Genomic DNA, 25,229 nt, shown 5'->3' on the forward strand with positions numbered 1-25,229 from the left:
ATTTTATCAAATTTCAGCTAAATTGCAAGTGTTTTACAAAGTTTTTGTGAATTATTCTTAATCTACTAATCTAAACGACACTTCTGCTCCTATCACTTAGCTAAACAAAAAGAAAAATCAGGAATTTCCTGACTTTTACTTAGCTAATTCTCTTTCTCGTTCTTTCATTATTTTATGATTTTCATACAAACGTGATAAAAACTTAGAAATTTCTTTCAAGATAGAATAGGTTGGTACTGCGACAATCATGCCAATGACACCATAGATATTACTTGATAACAAAAGCAATACTAAAATCGTAATTGGATGAACCTTCATTACCCCACCAACGATTCGAGGGTAGAGGATATTTCCATCCACTTGTTGAATAATTAGCATATAAACAACTGCAATCAGCATTCTATGAGGATCAGTAAAGACATTAGCGATAATCATTGGAATCAAGCCAATACTTGGTCCTACATAAGGAATGAGATTGGCTAATCCTGAAAAGATGGCGAAGACCAAAGCATATTTTAAACCAATAATACTATATCCAATAAAGGCCAAACACCCAATAATAATCGCATCAATTGCAACTCCACTAATATAGCGAGCAATTGTCGCATTCAAATTCTTTAATAGGCCTGCAATATGTAGCTTATCTCTCTTTAAAACAGTACGTTCAAGCATCGGCAAGAACTTGTTACCGTCTAACAAAAAATAAATTAAGAACACAGGGGTCATGATAATAATCAAAACGGTACTAAAGAGCGCAGATAAGACACTTCCAACACTATTCGTCACACTATTTAAGATATTTTGTAGAATATCTACATAGGATAGATTTAATTGTTGAATTGTCGCTTGAATATCTATATTTTGAAAGGCTGGATAAGTAGATAAATCCACAATCAAATCTTGCAAACGACTATAAATTGTCTGACTTGTTGCTATCAAACTGGTCAACTGATTAATCAAAATCGGTAAAAGATAAACTACCCCAATAACTAGCCCCCAGACCAAGGTACACAAGGTTAGTAAAATACCAATGATACGGTTAATTTTGAAATACTTTTGTAAAAAATTTACAATAGGATTGGTCAAATAATATAAAAAACCACCTAAAAGAAAGGGAATCATTATAGTGTTTGCAACGCTTACAAAAGGTGTAATAATCGCTCCCATCTGTCTCCATAAATAGAAGATGATGGTTAATAGTAAAATCTCACTGGTCCAAAAAAATAATTTATTCTTACGAAACATGAAGTACCTCCATTCATCTATTTTACCACACTTTCAAAAAAGCTTCTTTCTTCTATCATGAAACTGGGAATATTTTTTTCTTTATGATAGAATAAACTTACTATGAAAAAAATAATTTTAACTCTTTTAAGCCTTTCCATTATTGGCTCAGCATCTACTGTTGCTGCTCAAGATTTTAATATTGCTGCTAAACATGCAATTGCTGTTGAGGCAAATACTGGTAAAATTCTCTATGAGAAAGATGCAACCCAGCCAGTTGAAATTGCTTCAATCACAAAGTTAATTACTGTTTATCTTGTCTATGAAGCCTTGGAAAACGGCAGTATTACACTATCAACTCCGGTAGATATTTCTGATTATCCTTACAAATTAACGACAAATTCTGAAGCGAGTAACGTTCCTATGGAAGCTCGTAATTATACCGTCGAACAACTACTTGAGGCAACCCTGGTATCTAGCGCCAACAGTGCGGCTATTGCGCTAGCTGAGAAAATTGCAGGCTCAGAAAAAGATTTCGTCGATATGATGAGGGCAAAACTCTTGGAATGGGGAATTTCGGATGCAACTGTTGTCAATACGACGGGGCTTAACAATGAGAGTCTAGGTGATAACATTTACCCAGGCTCTAAAAAAGATGAGGAAAATAAGCTCAGTGCTTATGATGTCGCTATCGTTGCTCGCAACCTCATCAAAAAATACCCACAAGTCTTAGAAATCACGAAAAAACCTTCTTCTACTTTTGCTGGAATGACAATCACTTCTACCAATTACATGTTAGAGGGTATGCCTGCTTATCGCGGTGGTTTTGATGGATTAAAAACAGGGACCACAGATAAGGCTGGAGAGTCTTTTGTTGGTACTACTGTCGAAAAAGACATGAGGGTTATCACAGTTGTTTTGAATGCGGATCATCAAGACAATAATCCTTACGCTCGCTTCACAGCTACATCTTCACTAATGGATTATATCTCTTCTACATTCACACTTCGCAAAATCGTTCAGAAAGGTGATGCCTATCAAGATAGCAAAGTCCCTGTACAAGACGGAAAAGAAGATACAGTCACTGCTGTTGCTAAAGATGATATTTCTCTAATTGAACGTATTGGGAATCAATCTTCTCAATCTGTTCAATTCACACCTGATTCTAAGGCAATTCCAGCACCACTTGAAGCCGGAACAGTGGTTGGACATTTGACTTATGAAGACTCAGACTTGATTGGTCAAGGTTACATCACCACAGAACGTCCTAGTTTTGAAATGGTAGCAGAAAAGAAAGTAGAAAAAGCCTTCTTCTTAAAAGTTTGGTGGAATCAGTTTATCCGCTTTATCAACGAGAAGCTATGATATAATAAACTTCTTAAAGCTAAAAAATAAATATTATGTTTAAAGAAAAAGAAGGGGAATCTGTATAATACAGAACTCCCTTCTTTTTTAAACTTAATTTATTGATAGCAAAAATCCCCTAAATCTTAGATTAATACTATCTAAAATCTAGGGGATTGATTGTATAAATACTATTTTAAAATCTTGATTCTAGTTCATTTCTTTAAAGGCTGCTTCTGCATCCTCGTTGCTGATGACACCAAATTGAATCTTTCCAATCTTTCCTTGACTATCAATCAGGTATTCTGTAGGAATGCTTCGAATTTGATAAGCTTGGAAGGTGGTTCCTTTTGTGTCATAAAGTACTGGGATATCTTTATATCCTTGATCTTGGAACCATTGTGGAAATTGCTCGACAGTTTTTTCACCTTGAATTCCTGGTGCAATGACACTAAGAATTTCAAAATCACGATCTGGTTTCGCTGCTAATTCCATCAACTCAGGCATACTTTTCTTACATGGACCACACCATGAAGCCCAAAACTTCAAGTAGACTTTTTTCCCCTTATAATCAGATAACTTAACTTCTTTACCATCCATAGATTGCAAGGTGAAGTCTGGAGCATCTTTTCCAACAGCAATTTGTTGTACAGGCGTTTGTTGCTGTTGTTTTGGGGATTGTTCTGGTGCTTGAGTCTTTTTAGTCTCTTCCTCGCCACAGGCCATCAATACAACTAGTGACAAGAGGCTTAAGCCAGCAAACATTACTTTTTTCATCTTTTTCTCCTTTATTCAAAAATACCAGCTAGAACATTTACTTGTCCTAATAGTAACAAAATTCCCATTAAAATAATGAGGAAACCACCAATTTTCTTCAGTAGCATCATATGACGCTTGATTTTACTAAAATAAGGCATCACTACGCCTGAAGCTAGAGCCAAGACCAAGAAAGGAATGGCCATACCCAGAGTGTAAATAAGAGTATAGATTGCACCTTGCCAAGCGCCATTTCCTCCAGAAGCCGCAAGCGCTAAAACAGAACTCAAAACAGGACCAATACAAGGCGTCCAACCAAAGCTAAAGGTAATACCGAGTAAAAAGGCCGACCAATAACGATTGGCTTCTGATTTCTTAAAAGTAAAGCTTTTTTGAACCTCTAATTTCTTAAAATGAAAAATTTCCATCTGGTGAAGGCCTAAAATGATAATAATTGTTCCCATGGTATAGCGAAACCAATTGGCATAGAGAATGTTACCAAAGTAACCAGCACCGAATCCTAGAATAAAGAAAATGAGTGAAATGCCTGCGATAAAGCAAAGAGTTCGAATCAGACCTGACCAGGCAACCTTTCTCCCAAACAAAGAAAAACTTTTTGCGCTTTCTTGATCATCCAATAAAATTCCAGTATAAACAGGTAACAGAGGGAAAATACAAGGTGAAAAGAAGGACAAAATTCCTGCTAAAAAAACGGAGATTGAAAATACTATCGTTTCCAATAAAAAACCAACTTTCTTAATAATTCTAATTCTATTTTACTATAATCAATTTCATTTGTATGATTTCTGCTACGCAAATTGAACTATGCAATCTTTTAATTATCTTTTATATCTCTAGACAATTCTAATTTTGCATCAGTTTTGCTCCCTAAGAAAACATAAAAAATGAACTTGGTAACTCAAGTTCATTTTTTTCTTATAGTCTATTTCCGACATTAATACGGTTAATGGCACGTTGCAGTGCAATCTTCGCACGACGTTCTTGGTCAATCAAGTGTTTGTCGTGTGCTTCTTCAATTTCACGCTCTGCTCGAAGTTTGGCACGTTCTGCACGACTAACGTCGATATCACGAGCACGTTCTGCAGAGTCAGCAACAATTGTGACAACGCCATTGGCAACTTCGATAACGCCTCCGTTTACTGCAATCCAGTTCACGTGATTTTCATCATCTACACGTTTAACCTTAACCTCATCAACTGCTAAAACTGCAATCATATTTTCATGTCGTGGCAAGATTCCCATCTCACCATCCAGAGTTCGAACTGATACAAAGCTGGCATGGTGATCATAGACGAGACCATCTGGTGTCACGATCTGGACAGTTAACTGAGCCATAGATCACCTCTTAAAATCCCATTTTTTCAGCTTTTGCAATCACATCTTCGATAGAACCTACACCACGGAAGGCATCTTCTGGCAAGTGGTCGTGTTTACCATCAAGTATTTCCTTAAAGCCACGAACAGTTTCAGCAACTGGAACATAAGAACCTGGCTGACCAGTAAATTGTTCCGCAACGTTGAAGTTTTGTGACAAGAAGAACTGGATACGACGGGCACGAGCAACCAAGGTCTTTTCTTCATCAGAAAGCTCATCCATACCAAGGATAGCAATGATATCTTGCAATTCATGGTAACGTTGAAGAACGCGTTTTACTTCAGCAGCAACTGCATAGTGCTCTTCTCCAACAATTTCAGGTGCCAAGGCACGTGAGCTTGAAGCAAGTGGGTCAACGGCTGGGTAGATACCCAATTGTACCAACTTACGTTCCAAGTTAGTTGTTGAGTCCAAGTGAGCGAAGGCTGTTGCTGGCGCTGGGTCAGTATAGTCATCCGCTGGCACATAGATAGCCTGGATAGAGGTTACAGAACCCTTCTTAGTTGATGTGATACGCTCTTGCAATTGACCCATTTCCGTAGCAAGTGTTGGTTGGTAACCAACGGCTGATGGCATACGACCCAAAAGGGCAGATACTTCTGAACCAGCCTGAGTGAAACGGAAGATATTATCGATAAAGAGAAGCACGTCTTGTCCTTCTACATCACGGAAGTATTCAGCGATTGTCAAACCAGTAAGGGCAACACGCATACGTGCTCCTGGTGGCTCATTCATCTGACCAAATACCATGGCTGTTTTCTCGATAACACCTGATTCTTTCATTTCCCAGTAAAGGTCATTCCCCTCACGAGTACGTTCCCCAACACCAGTAAATACTGAAATACCACCGTGTTCTTGGGCAATGTTGTGAATCAATTCTTGAATCAAGACAGTTTTACCAACTCCGGCACCACCGAAAAGTCCAACTTTACCACCTTTAAGGTAAGGGGCAAGAAGGTCGATAACCTTAATCCCTGTTTCAAGGATTTCAGAAGAGGTAGACAACTCATCAAAAGTTGGAGCTTTTTTATGAATTGGCTGACGCTCTGCATCTTCTGTAAAAGGAGCTTCCAAGTCAATGGTATCTCCCAAAACGTTGAAGACACGTCCCAAAGTTTCTTTACCTACTGGTACAGAGATTGGACGACCTGTGTCCAATACTTCCATTCCACGAGTCAAACCATCTGTTGATTCCATGGCGATAGTACGAACCATACCATCTCCCAACTCCAAGGCTACTTCAAGGACGATTTTTGTTTTTCTTTCGTCATTTTTGTAGACGACAAGTGCATTGTTAATCTCAGGAAGTTTTTCCCCTGCTGCAAACAAGACGTCTACAACGGGACCGATAACCTGAGCAATTTTACCTGAACTCATCTCCTTCTCCTATTCTATATAAGATACTGTCGGTCCCTAGCTTAACTAGGTCCTAAGTTCATTTTCATACGAGCTGGACTAGTGCCTATTCTAAGGCACTAGCTCCTGCTACGATTTCTGTAATTTCTTGTGTAATCGCCGCCTGTCTGGCACGGTTATACTGAATTGTCAAATCATTAATGACTTTCTTAGCATTATCTGTCGCTGTTTGCATGGCGGTCATACCCGCAGCATTTTCAGCTGTCTTAGCATCGATAATAGCCCCGTAAATCATACTTTCTGCAAACTGAGGCAACAACTGCTCCAAAATTTCTTCTCGGCTAGTTTCCAATTCAAAGGTCAAGCTGTAACTGTCATCTGCTTCATTTGGATCCAAGTCAACAATTGGAAGCATTTGCTCCACACGCATTTGACTAGTTAGCGTATTGACATGGTGGTTGTAGCAGACATAGAGTTCATCAAAAAGTTCATTTTGGTACATTTCAACAGTTTTTGAAATAATCTTACGAACTTCATCAAAGCTAGGTTGGTCTGCCAAGCCACGTAATTCATAAAGTGGTTGAATACCACGAGCCTTAAAGAAATCAGCTCCCATTCCACCAATACAAATCATTTCAAAACCTTTACCGTCTGGATGGTATTCTTCTTTCAGCTCCATAACGGCTTTCAGAATAGAAGAATTATAACCTCCAACCAAACCGCGGTCTGAAGTAATGACGATATAGCCTGTCTTCTTAACTGGACGACTAATCAACATCGGATTAGTTGAACTACCAGCTCCATTACCATGAAGAATATCCGTCAAAAGTTTACGAACTTTTTGAGCATAAACTTGGAAGTTGCGAGCAGCTTCTTCAGAACGACCTAGCTTAGCAGCTGATACCATCTGCATGGCATTAGTGATTTGACTCGTATTTTTTGTTGAGGCGATTTTTGTTTTAATATCATTTAGAGATACTGCCATCTGACACCTCTATTCTTACTGGAAGCTGGTTTGATTGAGAAACTCTGTAATCGCAGCATCCAAGACTGCTTCTTCTGGCAAGTCTTTTGTATCACGAATGGTTTCCAAAATCTCTGGATGTTGAGCATCAAAGAAGGCATGGAACTCTTCCTCAAAACGAACAATTTCATCTACTGGAACAGTATCCAAGAAACCATGTGTCAAAGCATAGAGAATGGTTACTTGTTTCTCAACAGGTAATGGTTTGTGAACAGGTTGTTTCAAAACTTCAACTGTACGACGACCACGATTCAACTTAGCCTGCGTTGCTGCATCCAAGTCAGAACCAAACTTAGTGAAAGCTTCCAACTCACGGTATGAAGCAAGGTCGATACGAAGTGTACCAGCAACCTTTTTCATGGCTTTGATTTGTGCAGAACCACCTACACGCGATACAGAAGAACCCGCATCGATGGCTGGACGAATACCTGCATTGAAGAGACCATCACCAAGGAAGATTTGTCCATCAGTGATTGAAATCACGTTGGTTGCGATATAGGCAGAGATATCTCCTGCTTGTGTCTCGATAAACGGTAGGGCTGTAATAGATCCACCACCAAGTTCATCAGAAACTTTAGCTGAGCGCTCAAGCAAACGGCTGTGAAGATAGAAAACATCCCCTGGGAAGGCTTCACGACCTGGAGGACGACGAAGCAAGAGTGATAGTTCACGATAAGCTACCGCTTGTTTTGATAAATCATCATAAACAATCAAAACATGCTTACCTTGGTACATAAATTCTTCCGCCATGGCAACCCCAGCATAAGGAGCTAGGAAGAGCAATGGAGATGGTTGTGAAGCAGAAGCTGTCACAACGATTGTGTAGTCCAAGGCACCGTACTGACGTAGTGTTTCTACTTGTGTACGAACTGTTGATTCTTTTTGTCCAATCGCTACGTAGATACAGATCATATCTTGACCCTTTTGGTTCAAGATTGTATCAATCGCAATTGTTGTTTTCCCTGTCTGACGGTCACCGATAATCAACTCACGTTGACCACGACCAATCGGTACAAGGGCGTCGATAGCTTTCAAACCAGTTTGCAATGGTTCTGATACAGACTTACGTTGCATAACACCAGGAGCTGGCGCTTCTACTGGACGAGTTTTATCAGTGTGGATTTCTCCAAGACCGTCAACTGGACGACCAAGTGGGTCCACAACACGACCAATCAGACTTTCACCTACTGGGACTTCCATGATTTTACCTGTACGGCGGATTGTATCGCCTTCACGGATATCTGTAAAGTCACCTAGGATGATAATACCAACGTCTGTTGACTCCAAGTTTTGAGCCATCCCATAAGAGCCGTTTTCAAAAATCAACAACTCTCCACTCATGGCATTTTCAAGGCCGTGAGCACGCGCGATACCGTCCCCGATATAGGTTACAACACCTGTTTCAGTCACATCAAAATTGGGTTTGAAATTTTCAATTTGTTGCTTAATTAAAGCGCTGATTTCTTGTGCGTTAATTGCCAAAAGAACACCACTTTCTATTTCAAATTTTCTTTAACAACTTTAAGTTGTTGTTTAATACTCACATCAATTGTCTTGTGATTGGCAAAAATGACAAAACCACCAATAAGACTTTCATCGATTTGTTCTTTTACACTCCTTACTTTAAGAGACATTTTTTTCTCAATCAAAGGGAGCAAGCGACTCTTCTGTTCATCAGTTAAAGGATGAGCTGACGTAATCGTCACTTCAAATCGATTTGTTTCTTTTTCAAGTCGGTTCAAGCAATCTACAAGAATATCATAAAAAAGATTTGCTCTGTGATTGTAGATAAGAACCTGAATAAAGTTTTGCAATAAAGATGATACTGAATCTTGGAAGAACGCAATCGTTTTTTCCTTGTCAGACTCGTCTACTGCCACTTTTTTTAAAAAAGAAGGTAAGCCTGTTTCTTCAGCAACTTGCTTGATTTGAGCTAAGTCTGAAAAGATACGGTCTTCTTCTCCTTTTTCTAAAACCAATTGGACAAAAGGCATGCTGTATTTTTCAATTACCTTTACTGTTTTCTTGTCCATTAAGCTTCTCCTAACTGATCGATATACTGATCAATGAGTTCTTTATGGGCATGACCGTCAAGGTTTTGTGAGATGATTTTACCAGCCAAGCTGATTGTCAAATCTGCTACCTCACCCTTAACGCTTTGTAAAGCTTCAGCTTTATTTTGAGCAATTTCTTGGTTCGCTTTTTCTTTCAAGCGTCCTGCTTCTAGCTTAGCATCTGCTAAAATACTAGCTTTGCTTTTCTCAGCTGTTTCTTTCGCATTCTCAATGATTGTCTTAGCTTCTTTACGGCTACCAGCCAATTCATCTTCGCGTTTCTGAGCCAATACTTCTGCTTTTTGACGTGCTTGTTCAGCTCCGTCAATATCTGCTGCAATTTTTTCTGCTCTTTGTTCGAAAATGCTAGTCAAATTTGACCAAGCGTATTTCTTAACCAAGACTAGCAAGAGAATAAAGGAACCAGCGATTAGTATAAAATCACCAAGTAATTCACCTACTGTTACATTCATAAACTACTCCTTTCTATTCTTCATCATTAATTTTATTTCCTAGGTACATTGAAGATAACAATGTAAATACATATGCTTGTACACAAGAAATAAAAACAGAAAATGCAGTCCAGATTAGATTTGTTCCAAAAGCAATAGGATACCAATAGAAGGCCTGATGAGAAAGTAGGACTAACATACTTGCCATCACTTCCCCTGCAAAGATATTACCAAAGACCCGCAATGCAAGTGAAAGGAGATTGGTAACTTCTTCTAAGAGATTCATTGGTGTCATAAAACCTGGTGTTACAAATGCTTTTAAATACTTTTTGATTCCACGACGACGAATTCCTTCTACGTGGGTCATCAAGATAATTGTAAAAGACAAGACCAAGTCAAATGACAAATTTGCTGTTGGTGAGGTCCAAAGATTTACACCATCTGTAGTCTGAATTCTAGCCATTAAGCCAATATTATTTGCAATGGCCATAAATAGGAATAAACAGAAATAAAAGAGAGAATAATCCTTTATCATTGGACCAAGGTTTGATTTTGTAAATCCAACAACAAAATCAAATAAATACTCTAATACATTTTGTTTTCCTGTGGGTCTCAAAGTCATATTTCGAGTTGCCCAATAAATAAAGCCAAAAATAAGTGCTACAGTCAACAAAGTCAAAACTACTATGGTTAAATTAAAGGTAACAGGACCAATATTGATGGTTGGATTAATACTTTCTTCCATCTAAAATCCTCCCTTTTTCAATTTATACTTCTTTTATTTGATGATAAATGAAAAGACAAGAGTAACAAAGAAAGTACCTTCAATAAAGGCAACCCCTAGGATCATCAAACTACGTAGTTCTGAGATGATATCTGGTTGGCGAGCAACTGATTTCAACAAACCGTTCATCAACATACCTTCACCAAGAGATACACCCATACAGGCAAGACATAGACCGAAAAATGTTAAATTCATGACGAATTCTCCTTTTAATTAAAATTTACTTACTTAGTTTAGTCCTAAAAATTGGATTTGTCAACTTTTTACTAACATTGAAAGCGTTTAATGAAAATTATTTACAATTTTACTATTTTTTAGCTTATTATATAGAAAACTTTGGAAAAAACTTGTAATAAATCCGTCCATTATCTAGGTCTTTCTGAAAAATAATGAAAAAATCCGAGATGAAATCTCGGATGGAAATTAATATATTTTCTTTAACCTAATGCTCTTTTAGTAAGAAGAATTAAAGGGAAAGCAACTAGAAAACTTTCGTCCCCTACATGTTTATTAAGCACGCACTGTGACGCTGGTTCCATCTTCCTTATAAAGATTGATGAGTCCTTCTTTGAGAGCTCGAACCATGTCTCCTGCTTGAACAGGTTGAGGCACCTTAATAGTCAATAGTTCCATCGGATTTGGAGCGCGGTCGATTTTATTGCCTTTGGCATCATGTAAATCTTCGATATACGTTTCAAAATGACGGAAACCTGGGCCATAAAACTCAACTTGGTCGCCTTCGTTAATGACATTCCGTTGACGAATGGTCGCTGTTTGTGTCGCTTCATCATAAGAAACCACTTCAGCGACAAACTTGTACTCAGGAATTTTACGACGAGCACCAAACAACTGCTCATTTTCAGATGGTGTACCGTAGTAGAAACCTGTTGCCAATTCACGTTGGGCGACCTTCCACATCTCATCAATCAAGTCTTGTTTGATCGCTTCAAACTTTTCAGGACTTTCTAGATAAGCATCAACAGCAGCCTTGTAGCAGTTTGTTACTGTGGATACGTAGTGAATAGACTTCATACGTCCTTCGATTTTGAGACTGTCTACTCCATTTTCAATCATATCTGGAATATGGTCAATCATAGACATATCAACGGCTGACATTGAAAATTCTTCAGGAATCTCACCTTTCAAGCTCTTACGTTCTTTCCCAAATGGCATATCGTAGAGATCATATTTCCAACGGCAAGACTGAGAACACCCTCCACGGTTGGCATCACGCATACTCATGTGGTTTGAAAGAGTACAACGACCTGAGTAAGAAATACACATAGCTCCATGGACAAAAGCTTCAATCTCAACGTCTGTGCGTTTGCGAATTTCTGCCAATTCTTCCATTGAAACCTCACGCGCCAAAACGACACGCGTCAAGCCAAGTTCTTTCCAGAACTCAAGAGTTTCATAGTTAGTGGCGCTGGCTTGAGTAGAGAGGTGAATTTCAAGCCCCGGTGCTTCAGTCGCTGCAATCATAATCAAGGCTGGGTCAGATACGATAACTGCAGCAATCCCGATATCACGCAGTTTACGGAACCACTCACCAGCACCAGCTTCATTTCCTTCGTGCATAACCATGTTGGCAGCCACATAGACCTTAGCCCCATACTTGGCAGCAAACTGCACGCCTTCTTCCATCTGTTCGAAAGTAAAGTTACCTGCACGACTACGAAGACCATAGGCCTGACCACCGATAAAGACAGCATCTGCCCCATACTGAACAGCTACTTTTAGCTTCTCTAAAGTTCCTGCAGGTGATAAAACCTCAGGACGTTTTAATGTTTTTGTCATGTTTTCTCCTATTTGCAATATAAAAGTTTGACGTTTTTCCTTCTCATTTTATAGTAAATAAGCCATAAAATCAAGCCTAGACAGATTGTTTTGACAATTCTAATCTTTTAGGAAATCAAAAAACTAGCCTTTCTAGACTAGTTATTTTCAAGATAAAATTCAAAACGTTCGCCAACATACTGACTTTTCACGTATTCAAAAGCTGTCCCATCTTCTAGATAGGAAACCTGGGTTAATCCAAGAATAGCATGTCCTCTTTCAACTTCCAAATAGTGAGCAATCTTTTCTTTAGCTAGACGAGCGTAAATAGTCTGCTGTGATTTACCGATACGGTAGCCGTGTTTTTGCAGGGTTTGGAAGAAATGACTGGTGATTTCTTCTTTTTTAAAGTCCTTAATGAATTTTTCAGGAATAGAAGCAACTTCATAAACTAGAGGAACTTGGTCGGCATAGCGGACCCGTTCCATTCGGATAATATTTTCGGTAGGAGAAATTCTTAGCTTGGCAACTTCCTGCTCATTGGGAATTGTTTTTCTGTAGGAAATGAGCTGGCTAGAGGGTACTTTACCTTGGGACTTAACAATTTCAGTAAAACTGGTTGTCCCTCGCATCTTTTCTTGTACTCGAGTACTAGAAACAAAGGTGCCACTTCCTACGCGGCGCTCTAAGACGCCTTCTTCGACTAACAGAGATACAGCTTGGCGGAGAGTCATGCGACTAACCGCAAACTGCTCTGCTAAATCTCGTTCACTGGGAAGTCTCTCACCAATGGCCCAACGATGTTCGTCAATATCCTTTTTAATCTGATCATGGATTTTCATATAAGCGGGTAACATATTTTTCACTTCATTTCTATCTTTTCTCTATTGTACCCCAATAAACTAGAAAAAGTCAAACTTTGCCTTGTTTAGTTGGTAATTCGCCCTTATTTGTGATAGAATATTGGAAAAAGATATTTCTTTTGAGAAAGGAAAAAGATGAGCAACATTTCAACTGATTTGCAAGATGTAGAAAAAATCATCGTTTTGGACTATGGTAGCCAATACAACCAGCTGATTTCACGCCGTATCCGTGAGATTGGTGTTTTTTCAGAATTAAAGAGCCATAAAATTTCAGCTGCTGAAGTTCGTGAAATCAATCCGGTAGGAATCATTCTTTCAGGTGGTCCAAACTCTGTATACGAAGATGGTTCATTCGATATTGACCCAGAAATTTTCGAACTTGGAATTCCTATTTTGGGAATCTGTTATGGTATGCAGTTGTTGACCCATAAACTTGGAGGAAAAGTTGTTCCCGCAGGTGATGCTGGAAATCGTGAATATGGTCAATCAACCCTAACTCACACACCATCAGCTCTTTTTGAATCAACACCTGATGAACAGACTGTTTTGATGAGCCATGGTGATGCAGTTACTGAGATTCCTGCTGACTTTGTTCGTACAGGGACTTCAGCTGATTGCCCTTACGCAGCCATTGAAAATCCAGATAAACACATTTACGGTATCCAATTCCACCCAGAAGTTCGTCATTCTGTATACGGAAATGATATCCTTCGTAACTTTGCCCTTAACATCTGTAAAGCTAAAGGCGATTGGTCAATGGATAACTTTATTGATATGCAGATCAAAAAAATCCGTGAAACAGTTGGAGATAAACGTGTCCTTCTTGGCCTTTCAGGTGGGGTTGACTCTTCAGTTGTTGGGGTTCTTCTTCAGAAAGCAATTGGCGATCAATTGATCTGTATCTTTGTAGACCACGGTCTTCTTCGTAAAGGAGAAGCTGACCAAGTTATGGACATGCTTGGTGGTAAGTTTGGTTTAAATATCGTTAAAGCAGATGCTGCAAAACGTTTCCTCGACAAACTTGCTGGTGTTTCTGACCCTGAGCAAAAACGTAAAATCATCGGTAATGAATTTGTCTATGTATTCGATGACGAAGCAAGCAAGCTCAAAGATGTGAAATTCCTTGCTCAAGGTACCTTATATACAGACGTTATCGAGTCTGGTACAGATACAGCTCAAACTATCAAGTCACACCACAACGTGGGTGGTCTTCCAGAAGACATGCAGTTTGAATTGATTGAACCACTCAACACTCTTTATAAAGACGAAGTTCGTGCCCTTGGTACAGAGCTTGGTATGCCAGACCATATCGTATGGCGCCAACCATTCCCAGGACCAGGCCTTGCTATCCGTGTCATGGGAGAAATTACTGAAGAAAAACTTGAAACCGTTCGTGAGTCAGACGCTATTCTTCGTGAGGAAATTGCTAAAGCTGGTCTTGATCGCGATATCTGGCAATACTTCACAGTTAACACAGGCGTTCGTTCAGTCGGCGTTATGGGTGACGGTCGTACTTATGACTACACGATTGCAATCCGTGCGATCACTTCTATCGATGGTATGACTGCTGACTTTGCCAAAATTCCATGGGATGTCCTTCAAAAAATCTCAGTACGTATCGTAAACGAAGTGGATCATGTTAACCGTATCGTCTATGATATTACAAGTAAACCACCTGCAACCGTTGAGTGGGAGTAATGGAGAGGCTTGATTTACCTTCAAAATAGCGATTCTACAGCAGTTTAGCAGGAACAAAATAGTCTAAAAAGGGTGTATCTTCATTTGATTCCCCCCTAAATCCCCTCGAAAAGTTAGTTAAAAATTTTTTTGACCAACATTTTTGGAGGGATTTTTATAATAAAAAGTACAAAGTATTTTTATAGCACGTAATTTTATTTTTCAAATGTAAAAAATATATATGATTTCTAGAGTAAAATTTTATGATGTAAATGACTTATCTATCGGTTTCTATTTTCCAAGAATTCAAGAAATTTTAGATGCTTATTTATCGAATTCTTATAGTCTAAATTCTTTTTTGGAAGCCCTTGAATTTTATAATATTATCAAATTCATAGAAAATGAGGTTTTTTCAATTGACTGGTCGCTAAGCTATATTGAAAAAATAAAGAAATCTCTTCCTTCGATGATTCAACTACAAAATAATTATTTTGGTTCTGCTCCGAAAGATGAGATTTTAAATAACATAAAACTTCTACAAAGCGAATATAACTATCGTGAAGACTTTTTTGAGATATTTACATTATTTAACTATGGTCAAAAAATTAGTGAAGTAGAGTTTGTGCAATATTTTATAGAATCCAATCTACATTTATGTCATCTCTTAAAAAATACCTATTTTCTAAAAAAGTATCCTACTTTCATTAAGCAATTTTTTCTGAGTTCACCCTCTCATCTTGAAATATTACTCGATAATTTTGTAGATTCAAATTCATGTAAAAATGTTATCCCAAGTAATATCACAAATTTAGAGTGGAATGATTTAATTGAAAAATATATTTGTGACCCCGATGTGAATATAAATTATTTAAAAATTTTAAGAAACCCTATAAAAGGTTTCGATAAGAATAGATACTTTCAACTTACAGATAAACAAAAACTGTTGATTGACAAAAAAATTCAAGAATTTAATTCTAGTTTTAATGATAAGGATTTTGGAATTCAAGTTGATATTAGAGTATATACAAAGAAGGAAGCGTACTATTACGCAATTAAAAAGAGTAGGGAACTTCATATTGAGGGAATTGAAAAAGGTTTGTATAATCCTATTGCAGTCGCAACAGGTGGATCTAGGCCAAAACAATATGAATATACAATATCAACTTTTATAGATAGTGCTAAACTTTTTGAAAAACATAATTTTCAAAATATATTAGACTATTTTTGTAAAGACTTTGAACTGAGCACAAGTGTTGGTACTTTTGCATTAGCAAGCTTTCCTCAACTAGAGATGGGGGTACTTGAAAGAACGTTAGGCATTTCGACTAGAAATCACTATAAATTTGGTTTTTACTTCTCAGTCAAGCATCAACTATACGTGATGAAACTGATTGCTTTATCAAAAATACTACAGAAATTCAGTCTAAGAATTGAAGATTTCATTACTTGGTTTTTCGATATTTTCCTGACTAATCAGTACGGTATTGATTGGATACATTTTGATGTGCCTTCAATTTCAGAAACAACGGGAAATAAAACAGCAACACTTTTTAGAATCGAAGAATCATTAAGAAAACAATACAAATTATTGAGTGAAGAAGGGCTTATTGATGTAAATTTATATAATATTACTTCTACTCCTTCAATTGAATCTTTGCAGAGTTTTACTAAAAGAAAATACTTCTCAATGAATAATTCAGATAATAATATTCAACAGATTGTTAATTTATTATTCTCTGACCAAAGTCCTATTCATTTTATTAATGAGGAATACAAAGGAAGCAACTTTAAGGAATTAATTTCACAACAATGCTTGAGTTATGCAAATTTTCATGAATATCAAATAGATTACATAAAACTACTAATAGATGCTGGAATTTGCCAAAATGATACAGGTGTTATATCTTTTAAAGATATGTCCCAAATAAGTCTTTTAGAAAAAATGTTCTTATATGGCTCTGTTAATAGTATATCTTTATCTGAATCTGAAAAACTCAGTGCTGATAGGATGCTTGATAATGGATGGTTAATATTTTCGGATACCTTATTTTCAATTCAAGAAATTAATTATTTGAATTTTGTCCTAAATAACAAATCATATGACAATAGCTGGGGAATCAGAAATAAGTATTTGCATGGAGTACCTATTTATGATTCTATTCAGCAATATGAGTATGACTATCATCTCATTCTGCTCATATTAATTTTCTATATTATCAAAATAAATGAGGAACTCAAACATCGTAGTTATTGCTAACCAAATTCATTCATAAATAATATTCTACTGATTAACTATCGGAGCTTTTTATGACTACAATATTCTTTTCATGGCAATCTGACTTACCGAATAAAACAAATAGAAATTTAATTGAGAATTCTATAAAATTAGCATTGAAAAAAATGAACCAAGATTCTCCGTACTCTCTTATCACTGAAATTGACAGAGATACAAAAGGTGTTCTAGGTAGTCCAGATATTGTTGATTCAATATTAACCAAAATTGATAAGTGTGGCCTATTTATAGCAGATATATCAATTATAAACAGTAGTTTAAATGGTAAAAGAACTCCTAACCCTAACGTATTATTTGAATTAGGATATGCAGTAAATTGTCTAGGGTGGGATAGAGTTATTTGTGTGTTCAATTCTGATTTTGGCGATGTTTCAGAACTACCTTTCGATTTACGTAATAGACGAATTCTAACTTATGAAACATCCAATATTTCCGAAACAAGGAAAAAGTTAGCTGATATATTTAAACAAATAATTGATAAGAATTACTATACTTTAGAACAAGTCCAAGAAGTTAGTGACTTTTATAGTATAAAAATCTATTCATGCTTTATTAATATCATATCAAGAATTATAAAGGTTTTATATGGAAGTGAAACTGTCTGCTCTTTTGAAGCAATTACTAATGTTTTAAATATGACTCCTACAGAAATAAATAGACTACTTTCGCATGAATTGCTGGGTTTTAACTTATTTACAAGCTATGACGAGCAAATTAAAATATTAACAAACGAGTTAGATAGAATCACCTCTATTAATATGTTTAATACAAACCTGTATGTACCCATTATTAAATTAATTAAGGAATTAAAATCCCATAATCTTTTTATTAATAGAGAACATTTTTTTGAAAATTTTAAAGTAAATACACCCATTATGAATGACTATAGTATCATTCATAATAGTGATAATAACGAAATTCCGAATAGATATGCTCTAGGAAAGAAAATTGATACCAAAAGAGCAAAAATCGTAGATTTCACCGATATTAAACGAACTGACCATGTTAAATTTGCTTTAACTCACTTCTGTTTAGATGTAAATACATATAACGTTTACTATAATCATTATGTTTGTATTCTTAAATATATCAATGAGTTTATTAGTAATAATGATGGGAAATTTTTAATTGACAATACAGAAATATTAATAAAAAATGTAAAAAAACTGTAATTAGATGATTAATATAAAATATTACTTACAATCTTACAAGAATAGAGCCTGATAGATTACATATCAAGCTCTCTTTTTTGGTTTATTCTATTTACTTAATGTTACTGTTTCACCACTATCTCCTGCTAAATCAGGCATTGTTACAGAATCTCCAGAAACTGAATATTTCAGCTCAGTACCATTGTTATCACTGATAATCTGTTTGTCTGTATCAATAGCTACTTTCTCGGAATAGAGATACTTCACATTATTGCCTATCTCTGAAAGGAGATTGATATTAAATATGTTTTCATCACCACTTACTTTTAGTTCGTAATGCAATGTCAATTCTTCGTCTTCGAATCCCATTTCAGAACCATCAATACCGCTTTTTTCGTATGAATATGTTCCTGATAGCTGACTATCATTAGTACTTGTACAGTGGTGCTGATAAAGAGATAGCTCAACTACTTACAAATGCAATTACCGTACAAACCGCATCAGAAACAAGAGTAAAATTTAATTGAAATCAGCATATGAAAAAATCAATCCCCCCGAAAAATCCCCCCATTGAAGTATATAACCCTTCTAAACCCTTGATTTACAAGGGATAGGGATATACCAGTCTCAATTGAGTGGGAGTAGAGTTTCCTATAAAATAATACTGCTGGAGCATGGACTACAGTGGTATTATTTTTTATAATTTCAATATTAGGAAAATTTCTCGACTCTCAACTCCTCTTTTTAAATCCCTGAAACCATGCTATAATATAGTAAGTATAGCTCCAATAACCTAACTATAAAAGTCAGCGATAAAGATTTCTTACATCATCCGTAAGTATTATTCTACTCTGATTCATATTATAATGAAAGTAACAAAAAATGGAGGTGTTTCACATGGAAACCATTTTACGAGTAGAATCATTAAAAAAGCATTATGGGAAAGAGCCCAATATTACCAAAGCCTTGGATGGCATATCTTTTCAAGTTGTCAAAGGCGAGTTCTTAGGAATTATGGGGAGTAGCGGTTCTGGGAAAACAACCCTTCTTAACTGTCTCGCTACTATTATTAAGCCAACTGATGGCTCTATTCAAATGCAAGGAAAAGATTTAGGTCAGTTAAAAGGGAACCATTTGGCTGATTATCGTGGCAAGGAAATTGGCTATCTCTTCCAGAATTTTGAGCTTTTGGACAATCTGACTGCCAAAGAGAATATTTTACTTCCCTTATCTTTGCACAAGGTCGATACTAATGAAAGCAAGGTTCGGTTAGAATTGCTTTCCCAGTATCTGGATATTTCTGAACTTCTAAATAAGTTCCCATCTCAATTATCAGGTGGTCAACGGCAAAGGGTAGCTGCTGCGCGCGCCTTAATTTTAGACCCTAAGATTGTATTTGCGGACGAGCCCACAGGGGCTTTGGATTCAAAAAATGCGACCATTTTGATGCAAAAATTATCCGAAATGAATCAAGTGGAAGAAACCACCATTCTCATGGTGACCCACGATTCCGTAGCAGCTAGCTTTTGCAACCGCATCTTGTTTATCCAAGATGGAAAACTATTCCATGAAATCCGTCGCGATTATCCAAGAGAAAGTCAAGAAGACTTCTACCACAGAATACTAAAGGTCATGGCTGCACTAGCTGGAGGTGATGGTAATGTTTTCTAAATTAGTCTCAAGAAATAGCAAGAGAGATCGAAAAAATAACGGCTTGTATTTCAGTTCTATGGTTCTGTCTATTATCTCCTTTTACATCATCCTTTCTTTGTCTCATCAAGATGTGATGCACTTTCTAAAACAAATAGAAAGTGACGCTGTAAATAAACTCTTTAGCATGATTCCCATTCTTTATGTAGCAACGCTCTTTATTCTCTTTTTTCTAGTCTACTTCTCAAGCAGTATGCAGATGGAAAGGAGAAAACATGAATTTGGTGTCTATCTCACACTGGGAATGCGAAGAAGCAAACTGTTCTTGCTACTTCTGCTAGAGGATTTGAGAAACAGTGTCCTTGCCCTTGGAATAGGACTTCCTATTTCCATCTTAATTTCAGAATTGATTAGCCTAATAACCGCTAAAATTGTGGGACTAGGGATTATTGAACATCAATTTTCTCTATCTACCACAGCTCTACTCTATACAGTCATCGGCTTCCTAGCCGTAAAATTAGCTGTTTTTGTCCTTTTAAGTGCAAAGACTGCCAATATGGAAATCGGAAACCTGCTCGCCTATTCTCCTTCTGGGATGAAGAAACTACTCCCCAAGGGGGTGTACCTTCTTGCTTCTGTCCTCGGAATTTTGCTTCTAGGAACAGCCTATTACATGGGTATGAGTGGACGAGCTTGGGAAAATGTCATAACAATGGGCATCACCGTTCTCTTAGGAACTCTGGGAACTATCCTACTCTTCTTTGGTATGCGTTTATTCATAGACTTTTTGGTCAAGCTTGGAAACAATCGAAAACTTCATGCCTATAATTTTAGACAGATTCAGGAATTAGTTATCCAACGCTCAACTATACTGGCTGTCTGCTCCCTCTTAATCTTCTCTGCCTTGTGCCTCTTTGGAGCAGGTGTGGCCATTGCAAGCGGCAATTCAGGCAATCAAACCCACGTATTGGATTATACATTTAGAGATAGTAAGCAGGAAACAGATGAAAATCTTGATGTAAATGCAGTTAAAAAAGAGCTTGAAGCTGCCGGACTAGTATCACAGTTTTCAAAGATTCTGCAAATTAAAGTAGGCCAAACTAAAGAACACGAATCCGTGTCCTTTGAAGAGGTCATCAAGGAGTTGAAAAATCAAAAAGACAACAAGAACAAGGAAGTTTTGCTCCATAAATTTAAACAGTCTACTAATTTCCACCTCATACCAGTTTCCGAATACAATGAACTTAAAAAGGCTGCCAATCTTCCTCCTCTAGAACTAACTAATAAGGAAGCATATTTGTATATGGGGAAAGATTTTCTGCCAGATGAAAGTCTTGTCAACTCTGTCCTAAAGACAAAGCCTCAAATCAAAGTCATGGGAAATGATGTAAAATTGATTGGCGAGGTGGAGTCTTTGCCAATCGTAACGGATCATGAGATAACCCTCTCTGTCGCTCTCATAGTTCCAGATGAGATTTTTATGAGCTATACAGACGGTCGCTATTCGAACTATGTTAGCGGTATCTTGGCTCCTGAGCTAGTCAAGGAAAAAGGCTTGATGAGAGCTATCTCAGATACCAATGAAAAGCTAAATCAAACCTCTCTTGGCTATGAAAGCTATATACAAAATATGGGAAGACAATTGTTTTACATTATCTCTGCCAGCTATGTCACCATCTATCTGTCTATCATCTTCCTTGTTGTCGCAAATACAATTATCGGCGTTCAGTTTTTGATGGGACAAAGACAATCCTATAGACGATACCAGACCTTAATCCATCTTGGTGCCAACTACGAAACTCTTTGTAAATCGTCAGAAAAGCAAGTCAACTGGTATTTCGGTCTACCAATAGCCCTTGCACTTATCAGTAGTAGCTTCGGAGTGAGCTCCCTCCTCACAGGAATAGTGCCCACTAGCGCAAGAATGCTTAAGGGGCAGAGATTTATCACAGCCATGCTGATCGTACTGCTGTTAGCTGGCTTTGAAGTCATCTATATCAGAATTGTAAAGAAAAATAGCAACAAGTACTTATTGTCATTAATGGAACCCAAAAGAGATGAATAAGGTAGAATAAAATAGGAAAAGGAGGAACCGATATGAAGCATATTCTGGTTATTGAAGATGAAGCCTTGATTCGAGATGAAATTGTCATCTTGTTAGAGAAAGCGGGTTATCAAGTTGATAAGTTGACTGACTTCAAAGATACAAGCCAGCAAGTGCTGCAATACGATACAGATCTAATCATACTGGATTTGAATTTGCCAGGAGAAACAGGTTTTCAAATTTGTAAAAATCTCAAGTCAAAACGCTCTGTCCCTATATTAGTTCTCACCTCCCGTGAACAATTAAAAGATGAAATCTACGCTCTGAAATTAGGGGCAGATGAATATCTAACAAAGCCTTTCAAGAAAGAAAGATTTTTGGCACGTATAGAAAATATCTTGAAACGCTATGAAGGCAGACAAAATCTACTTGAAAAAGACAACTTTCTGCTGGATAGACAGACCTATACCCTTTATATCAATGGACAGTCGATTTTACTCCCCCAAAATCAAGGGAAATTGTTAGAAACTTTATTAGTGGCAACTGATTCTGTCGTCACAAAAGAAGAACTAAGCATGAAACTGTGGAATACAACTGAGTTCATAGATGAAAATGCCCTTCAAGTAAATATTGCAAGACTCAAAAAGGTGATGAAACAGGCTGGTATTGCACTTCAAGTCAAGTCCGTCAGAGGCATCGGTTACAAATTGGAAGAGGAAAGGGAATATGAAACAGAATCCTAAATATTTGGCTACCTATCTGCCTTGGTTACTTGTTCTCTTAGCATTTGATCTATTCACAGCTGTCCTGCTTTGGCTTTCAGACGTGAGAAAGTTTCAAGCCCTCATCATTCTCTATCTTTTAGCTACTGTCCTGCTCTTTTTCATCCTATCATTCCTACTGATAAGAAAAGAAAGAAAAAAATCCGCTGCCTATAAAGCCTTCATAGCCAATCCCAAGGTCGATACTGAGCTGGAATTATTGCGTTTATCAAGTGCCTCAGAGAAAGAAAACATCGAAGAAATCGCAAATGCGCTTTATCAAAGGCAAGCGGAAATAGGAAAGCTCAACTCATTACTAGCCGAATACGAGGACTATGTTGAAAAATGGGCTCATGAAATCAAACTCCCTCTATCCCTTCTTTCCCTCCTTTTGGACAATCAAAGTGACCAGTTGCCAAAGGATACAACTTTTAAGTTGGACTATGTGAAAAATCAAATCCAAGGAAATGTATCACAGATACTATTCTATTACAGGGTGAAAAGTGAAAAAAATGATTTTCTATTTGAAGACCTTGACCTCCAAGAGTGTATCCAAGATCTTTTGGAAAACTTTGATCCCTTGCTCAAAGAAAAGAAATTTACGATTCAGCTAGAGAACATACAAGGAATCTGCTACACCGATCAACGCAGTTTTGAATTTATCCTCTCTCAAATATTCGCCAACGCCCTTAAATATAGCTCTGACAAGCCCGAACTCAGTATTTCTATGTCAAAAGATAAGGGGCGCACAAGTCTGATTATTAGGGATAATGGTTGCGGAGTTAAAGCCTGTGACCTTCCTCATATCTTTGAAAAAGGCTTTACAGGTGATTCAGGTGATACAAGGAAAAAATCAACAGGTATGGGGCTCTATCTAGTCAAACAATTAGCAGATGCTTTAAAAATCGAAATCACAGTAAAATCCGAATGGACGCAAGGATTTGAAATCTCTCTTTCTATTTAGTCAATTTTTCGATTAAGAAAATTGCCTAATCATAGAAAGCACATATTCTATATCAAAAAGGAAAGCACTTCTGCTTTCCTTTTTTATTTGCGTTTCTTCTTCGCTTTCTTCATTTTGTTAGCCATGCGTTTCATGGACTGTTTCATAGCAAATTCACCGATTTTACCTTTTAGTCCACCACCAAACATCTGGCTCATATCTGGCATTCCCGCTCCTCCTAGAGCTGATAAGTCAGGCATACCACCTTGTCCCATCATTCCTTCAAGGGCAGACATATCCATTCCTCCCATATTTGGCATATTTTTAGGAAGATTGTTTGGATTGATTCCCATCTGCTTCATCATCTTGTTCATATCCCCAGACATAACACCCTGCATAAGCTGTTTAGCTTGGTTAAAGTCTTTGATGAATTTATTAACTTCGACAAAGGTATTCCCAGAACCTGCAGCGATACGACGGCGACGGCTCGGATTTAACAAATCTGGATTTTCACGTTCTTCAGGTGTCATTGAAGACACAATAGCACGTTTGCGAGCAATCTGACGCTCATCTACCTTCATGTTTTGAAGGGCTGGATTGTTAGCCATACCTGGAATCATCTTGAGCAAGTCTTCCATCGGCCCCATATTTTGCACCTGATCCAACTGATCAATGAAATCATTGAAATCAAAGGTGTTTTCACGCATCTTCTCAGCCATTTCAAGGGCTTTTTGCTCATCGTATTCCTGAGAAGCTTTCTCAATCAAAGTGAGCATATCCCCCATACCAAGGATACGGCTAGACATACGGTCTGGGTGGAAGGTTTCGATATCTGTAATTTTTTCACCTGTACCAGTGAACTTGATTGCTTTTCCAGTGATGTGACGAACCGATAGAGCCGCACCACCACGAGTATCCCCATCAATCTTGGTAAGGATGACCCCAGTGACTTCCAACTGAGCATTAAACTCACGCGCAACATTGGCCGCTTCCTGACCAATCATGGCATCAACGACAAGCAAGATTTCATTTGGTTGAGCCAAGGCTTTCACGTCACGAAGTTCATTCATCAAAAGCTCATCAATCTGCAAACGACCTGCCGTATCAATCAAGACATAGTCATTATGATTAGCTTGGGCTTGTTCCAAACCTTGACGAACAATCTCAACAGCTGGAACCTCTGTCCCAAGAGCAAAAACAGGCACATCAATCTGTTGCCCAAGAGTTTTGAGCTGGTCAATGGCTGCTGGACGATAGATATCCGCCGCAATCATCAAAGGACGGGCATTTTCTTCTTTCTTGAGTTTGTTGGCCAATTTACCTGCAAAGGTTGTTTTACCAGCCCCCTGCAAACCGACCATCATGATAATCGTCGGAATCTTAGGAGACTTGATAATCTCTGCCGTATCAGAACCTAAAACAGCAGTCAGTTCCTCATCAACGATTTTAATAATCTGTTGCGCAGGATTAAGGGTATCAATGACTTCATGTCCGACTGCACGCTCACGAACTTTCTTGATAAAGTCCTTTACAACGGGCAAAGCAACATCGGCCTCAAGCAAGGCCAAGCGAATCTCTTTGGTTGCTTCTTGGACATCAGCCTCAGAGATTTTTCCTTTTTTGCGTAGATTTTTAAAGACGTTCTGCAAACGTTCTGTTAAACTTTCAAATGCCATTTTTC

The 25,229-nt window shown here is 37.5% G+C and carries 23 protein-coding genes; 8 read left to right on the plus strand and 15 right to left on the minus strand.

Annotated elements, in window-relative coordinates:
• Positions 1-135: 135 nt before the first annotated feature.
• Entirely contained in the window at positions 136-1,245 is a 1,110-nt protein-coding gene (locus tag D7D53_RS04825) for an AI-2E family transporter (RefSeq protein ID WP_049551951.1), read from the minus strand.
• Positions 1,246-1,347: 102 nt separating this feature from the next.
• Here D7D53_RS04825 and pbp3 point away from each other — a divergent pair, with 102 nt between their 5' ends.
• Positions 1,348-2,589 carry a D-alanyl-D-alanine carboxypeptidase PBP3 gene (gene pbp3 / locus D7D53_RS04830; RefSeq protein ID WP_120770297.1) on the plus strand — a complete coding sequence of 414 codons (1,242 nt, stop codon included), beginning with the start codon at positions 1,348-1,350 and terminating at the stop codon, positions 2,587-2,589.
• Between the two features lie 189 nt (positions 2,590-2,778).
• Here pbp3 and sdbB read toward each other — a convergent pair whose 3' ends face one another.
• The 12 genes from sdbB to D7D53_RS04890 all read right to left on the minus strand — a co-directional run bounded on the left by sdbB (position 2,779) and on the right by D7D53_RS04890 (position 13,023).
• A complete protein-coding gene (sdbB, locus tag D7D53_RS04835; protein WP_049493461.1) occupies positions 2,779-3,345 on the minus strand; it encodes a thiol-disulfide oxidoreductase-associated lipoprotein SdbB in 567 nt (188 codons plus the stop codon).
• Positions 3,346-3,356: 11 nt separating this feature from the next.
• Positions 3,357-4,064 (minus strand): thiol-disulfide oxidoreductase-associated membrane protein CcdA2, encoded by a 708-nt coding sequence (ccdA2, locus tag D7D53_RS04840; protein ID WP_049500759.1) that lies wholly within the window; start codon positions 4,062-4,064, stop codon positions 3,357-3,359.
• Between the two features lie 196 nt (positions 4,065-4,260).
• The gene (locus tag D7D53_RS04845; RefSeq protein ID WP_049493458.1) at positions 4,261-4,680 is read right to left on the minus strand and encodes a F0F1 ATP synthase subunit epsilon; all 420 of its coding nucleotides are present in this window, start codon (positions 4,678-4,680) and stop codon (positions 4,261-4,263) included.
• A 10-nt stretch (positions 4,681-4,690) separates the two neighbouring features.
• Complete coding sequence (gene atpD / locus D7D53_RS04850) at positions 4,691-6,097, minus strand: F0F1 ATP synthase subunit beta (protein ID WP_000094357.1); 1,407 nt, start codon at positions 6,095-6,097, stop codon at positions 4,691-4,693.
• 85 nt (positions 6,098-6,182) lie between these two features.
• Positions 6,183-7,061, minus strand: coding sequence for a F0F1 ATP synthase subunit gamma (locus D7D53_RS04855; RefSeq protein ID WP_000301224.1), 879 nt, complete (start codon positions 7,059-7,061; stop codon positions 6,183-6,185).
• A gap of 15 nt (positions 7,062-7,076) precedes the next feature.
• Complete coding sequence (gene atpA, locus D7D53_RS04860) at positions 7,077-8,582, minus strand: F0F1 ATP synthase subunit alpha (RefSeq protein ID WP_042900828.1); 1,506 nt, start codon at positions 8,580-8,582, stop codon at positions 7,077-7,079.
• Between the two features lie 14 nt (positions 8,583-8,596).
• On the minus strand, positions 8,597-9,133 hold the full coding sequence (locus D7D53_RS04865) for a F0F1 ATP synthase subunit delta (protein ID WP_120770298.1): 537 nt from the start codon (positions 9,131-9,133) through the stop codon (positions 8,597-8,599).
• The gene (gene atpF / locus D7D53_RS04870) at positions 9,133-9,627 is read right to left on the minus strand and encodes a F0F1 ATP synthase subunit B (RefSeq protein WP_001103468.1); all 495 of its coding nucleotides are present in this window, start codon (positions 9,625-9,627) and stop codon (positions 9,133-9,135) included. The genes D7D53_RS04865 and atpF overlap by 1 nt, the downstream gene beginning before the upstream one ends.
• Positions 9,628-9,640: 13 nt before the next feature.
• Positions 9,641-10,351, minus strand: coding sequence for a F0F1 ATP synthase subunit A (gene atpB / locus D7D53_RS04875; RefSeq protein ID WP_000392870.1), 711 nt, complete (start codon positions 10,349-10,351; stop codon positions 9,641-9,643).
• A gap of 33 nt (positions 10,352-10,384) precedes the next feature.
• Complete coding sequence (locus D7D53_RS04880) at positions 10,385-10,585, minus strand: F0F1 ATP synthase subunit C (protein WP_001054560.1); 201 nt, start codon at positions 10,583-10,585, stop codon at positions 10,385-10,387.
• Between the two features lie 315 nt (positions 10,586-10,900).
• The gene (locus D7D53_RS04885; protein WP_120770299.1) at positions 10,901-12,187 is read right to left on the minus strand and encodes a peptidase U32 family protein; all 1,287 of its coding nucleotides are present in this window, start codon (positions 12,185-12,187) and stop codon (positions 10,901-10,903) included.
• Positions 12,188-12,324: 137 nt separating this feature from the next.
• Positions 12,325-13,023 carry a GntR family transcriptional regulator gene (locus D7D53_RS04890; protein WP_120770300.1) on the minus strand — a complete coding sequence of 233 codons (699 nt, stop codon included), beginning with the start codon at positions 13,021-13,023 and terminating at the stop codon, positions 12,325-12,327.
• 141 nt (positions 13,024-13,164) lie between these two features.
• Here D7D53_RS04890 and guaA point away from each other — a divergent pair, with 141 nt between their 5' ends.
• The 3 genes from guaA to D7D53_RS04905 all read left to right on the plus strand — a co-directional run bounded on the left by guaA (position 13,165) and on the right by D7D53_RS04905 (position 18,171).
• Positions 13,165-14,727 (plus strand): glutamine-hydrolyzing GMP synthase, encoded by a 1,563-nt coding sequence (guaA, locus tag D7D53_RS04895; protein WP_120770301.1) that lies wholly within the window; start codon positions 13,165-13,167, stop codon positions 14,725-14,727.
• Between the two features lie 220 nt (positions 14,728-14,947).
• Complete coding sequence (locus D7D53_RS04900) at positions 14,948-16,963, plus strand: hypothetical protein (protein WP_120770302.1); 2,016 nt, start codon at positions 14,948-14,950, stop codon at positions 16,961-16,963.
• A gap of 50 nt (positions 16,964-17,013) precedes the next feature.
• The gene (locus tag D7D53_RS04905) at positions 17,014-18,171 is read left to right on the plus strand and encodes a hypothetical protein (RefSeq protein WP_120770303.1); all 1,158 of its coding nucleotides are present in this window, start codon (positions 17,014-17,016) and stop codon (positions 18,169-18,171) included.
• 87 nt (positions 18,172-18,258) lie between these two features.
• Here D7D53_RS04905 and D7D53_RS04910 read toward each other — a convergent pair whose 3' ends face one another.
• The gene (locus tag D7D53_RS04910; protein WP_120770304.1) at positions 18,259-18,519 is read right to left on the minus strand and encodes a hypothetical protein; all 261 of its coding nucleotides are present in this window, start codon (positions 18,517-18,519) and stop codon (positions 18,259-18,261) included.
• A 528-nt stretch (positions 18,520-19,047) separates the two neighbouring features.
• Here D7D53_RS04910 and D7D53_RS04920 point away from each other — a divergent pair.
• From D7D53_RS04920 to D7D53_RS04935, 4 genes are read left to right on the plus strand one after another with little or no spacing between them, the layout of a single operon-like run.
• The gene (locus D7D53_RS04920; RefSeq protein WP_120770305.1) at positions 19,048-19,821 is read left to right on the plus strand and encodes an ABC transporter ATP-binding protein; all 774 of its coding nucleotides are present in this window, start codon (positions 19,048-19,050) and stop codon (positions 19,819-19,821) included.
• Positions 19,811-21,865: an FtsX-like permease family protein gene (locus D7D53_RS04925; RefSeq protein ID WP_120770306.1), complete on the plus strand. Its 2,055-nt coding sequence runs from the start codon at positions 19,811-19,813 to the stop codon at positions 21,863-21,865. Before D7D53_RS04920 ends, D7D53_RS04925 begins: the two co-directional genes overlap by 11 nt.
• A gap of 32 nt (positions 21,866-21,897) precedes the next feature.
• Positions 21,898-22,587, plus strand: a complete 690-nt coding sequence (locus tag D7D53_RS04930) for a response regulator transcription factor (protein WP_120770307.1) — start codon at positions 21,898-21,900, stop codon at positions 22,585-22,587.
• Entirely contained in the window at positions 22,571-23,569 is a 999-nt protein-coding gene (locus D7D53_RS04935; RefSeq protein WP_120770308.1) for a sensor histidine kinase, read from the plus strand. Before D7D53_RS04930 ends, D7D53_RS04935 begins: the two co-directional genes overlap by 17 nt.
• A gap of 83 nt (positions 23,570-23,652) precedes the next feature.
• Here D7D53_RS04935 and ffh read toward each other — a convergent pair whose 3' ends face one another.
• Positions 23,653-25,224, minus strand: a complete 1,572-nt coding sequence (gene ffh / locus D7D53_RS04940) for a signal recognition particle protein (protein ID WP_120770309.1) — start codon at positions 25,222-25,224, stop codon at positions 23,653-23,655.
• Between the last annotated feature and the right edge of the window lie 5 nt (positions 25,225-25,229).

Origin of the sequence: Streptococcus gwangjuense, from assembly GCF_003627155.1 — a bacterium.
Lineage (GTDB): Bacteria > Bacillota > Bacilli > Lactobacillales > Streptococcaceae > Streptococcus > Streptococcus gwangjuensis.

Excerpts from the sequence above, each read along its gene's own strand:
- D7D53_RS04845 (WP_049493458.1), bottom strand. The coding sequence starts at position 4,680 with ATGGCTCAGTTAACTGTCCAGATCGTGACACCAGATGGTCTCGTCTAT.
- D7D53_RS04925 (WP_120770306.1), top strand. The coding sequence starts at position 19,811 with ATGTTTTCTAAATTAGTCTCAAGAAATAGCAAGAGAGATCGAAAAAAT.
- D7D53_RS04825 (WP_049551951.1), bottom strand. The coding sequence starts at position 1,245 with ATGTTTCGTAAGAATAAATTATTTTTTTGGACCAGTGAGATTTTACTA.
- atpD (WP_000094357.1), bottom strand. The coding sequence starts at position 6,097 with ATGAGTTCAGGTAAAATTGCTCAGGTTATCGGTCCCGTTGTAGACGTC.
- pbp3 (WP_120770297.1), top strand. The coding sequence starts at position 1,348 with ATGAAAAAAATAATTTTAACTCTTTTAAGCCTTTCCATTATTGGCTCA.
- atpB (WP_000392870.1), bottom strand. The coding sequence starts at position 10,351 with ATGGAAGAAAGTATTAATCCAACCATCAATATTGGTCCTGTTACCTTT.
- D7D53_RS04855 (WP_000301224.1), bottom strand. The coding sequence starts at position 7,061 with ATGGCAGTATCTCTAAATGATATTAAAACAAAAATCGCCTCAACAAAA.
- sdbB (WP_049493461.1), bottom strand. The coding sequence starts at position 3,345 with ATGAAAAAAGTAATGTTTGCTGGCTTAAGCCTCTTGTCACTAGTTGTA.
- D7D53_RS04900 (WP_120770302.1), top strand. The coding sequence starts at position 14,948 with ATGATTTCTAGAGTAAAATTTTATGATGTAAATGACTTATCTATCGGT.
- D7D53_RS04905 (WP_120770303.1), top strand. The coding sequence starts at position 17,014 with ATGACTACAATATTCTTTTCATGGCAATCTGACTTACCGAATAAAACA.
- D7D53_RS04890 (WP_120770300.1), bottom strand. The coding sequence starts at position 13,023 with ATGTTACCCGCTTATATGAAAATCCATGATCAGATTAAAAAGGATATT.
- D7D53_RS04930 (WP_120770307.1), top strand. The coding sequence starts at position 21,898 with ATGAAGCATATTCTGGTTATTGAAGATGAAGCCTTGATTCGAGATGAA.
- D7D53_RS04885 (WP_120770299.1), bottom strand. The coding sequence starts at position 12,187 with ATGACAAAAACATTAAAACGTCCTGAGGTTTTATCACCTGCAGGAACT.
- D7D53_RS04865 (WP_120770298.1), bottom strand. The coding sequence starts at position 9,133 with ATGGACAAGAAAACAGTAAAGGTAATTGAAAAATACAGCATGCCTTTT.
- ffh (WP_120770309.1), bottom strand. The coding sequence starts at position 25,224 with ATGGCATTTGAAAGTTTAACAGAACGTTTGCAGAACGTCTTTAAAAAT.
- D7D53_RS04880 (WP_001054560.1), bottom strand. The coding sequence starts at position 10,585 with ATGAATTTAACATTTTTCGGTCTATGTCTTGCCTGTATGGGTGTATCT.
- guaA (WP_120770301.1), top strand. The coding sequence starts at position 13,165 with ATGAGCAACATTTCAACTGATTTGCAAGATGTAGAAAAAATCATCGTT.
- D7D53_RS04920 (WP_120770305.1), top strand. The coding sequence starts at position 19,048 with ATGGAAACCATTTTACGAGTAGAATCATTAAAAAAGCATTATGGGAAA.
- atpF (WP_001103468.1), bottom strand. The coding sequence starts at position 9,627 with ATGAATGTAACAGTAGGTGAATTACTTGGTGATTTTATACTAATCGCT.
- D7D53_RS04935 (WP_120770308.1), top strand. The coding sequence starts at position 22,571 with ATGAAACAGAATCCTAAATATTTGGCTACCTATCTGCCTTGGTTACTT.
- D7D53_RS04910 (WP_120770304.1), bottom strand. The coding sequence starts at position 18,519 with ATGGGATTCGAAGACGAAGAATTGACATTGCATTACGAACTAAAAGTA.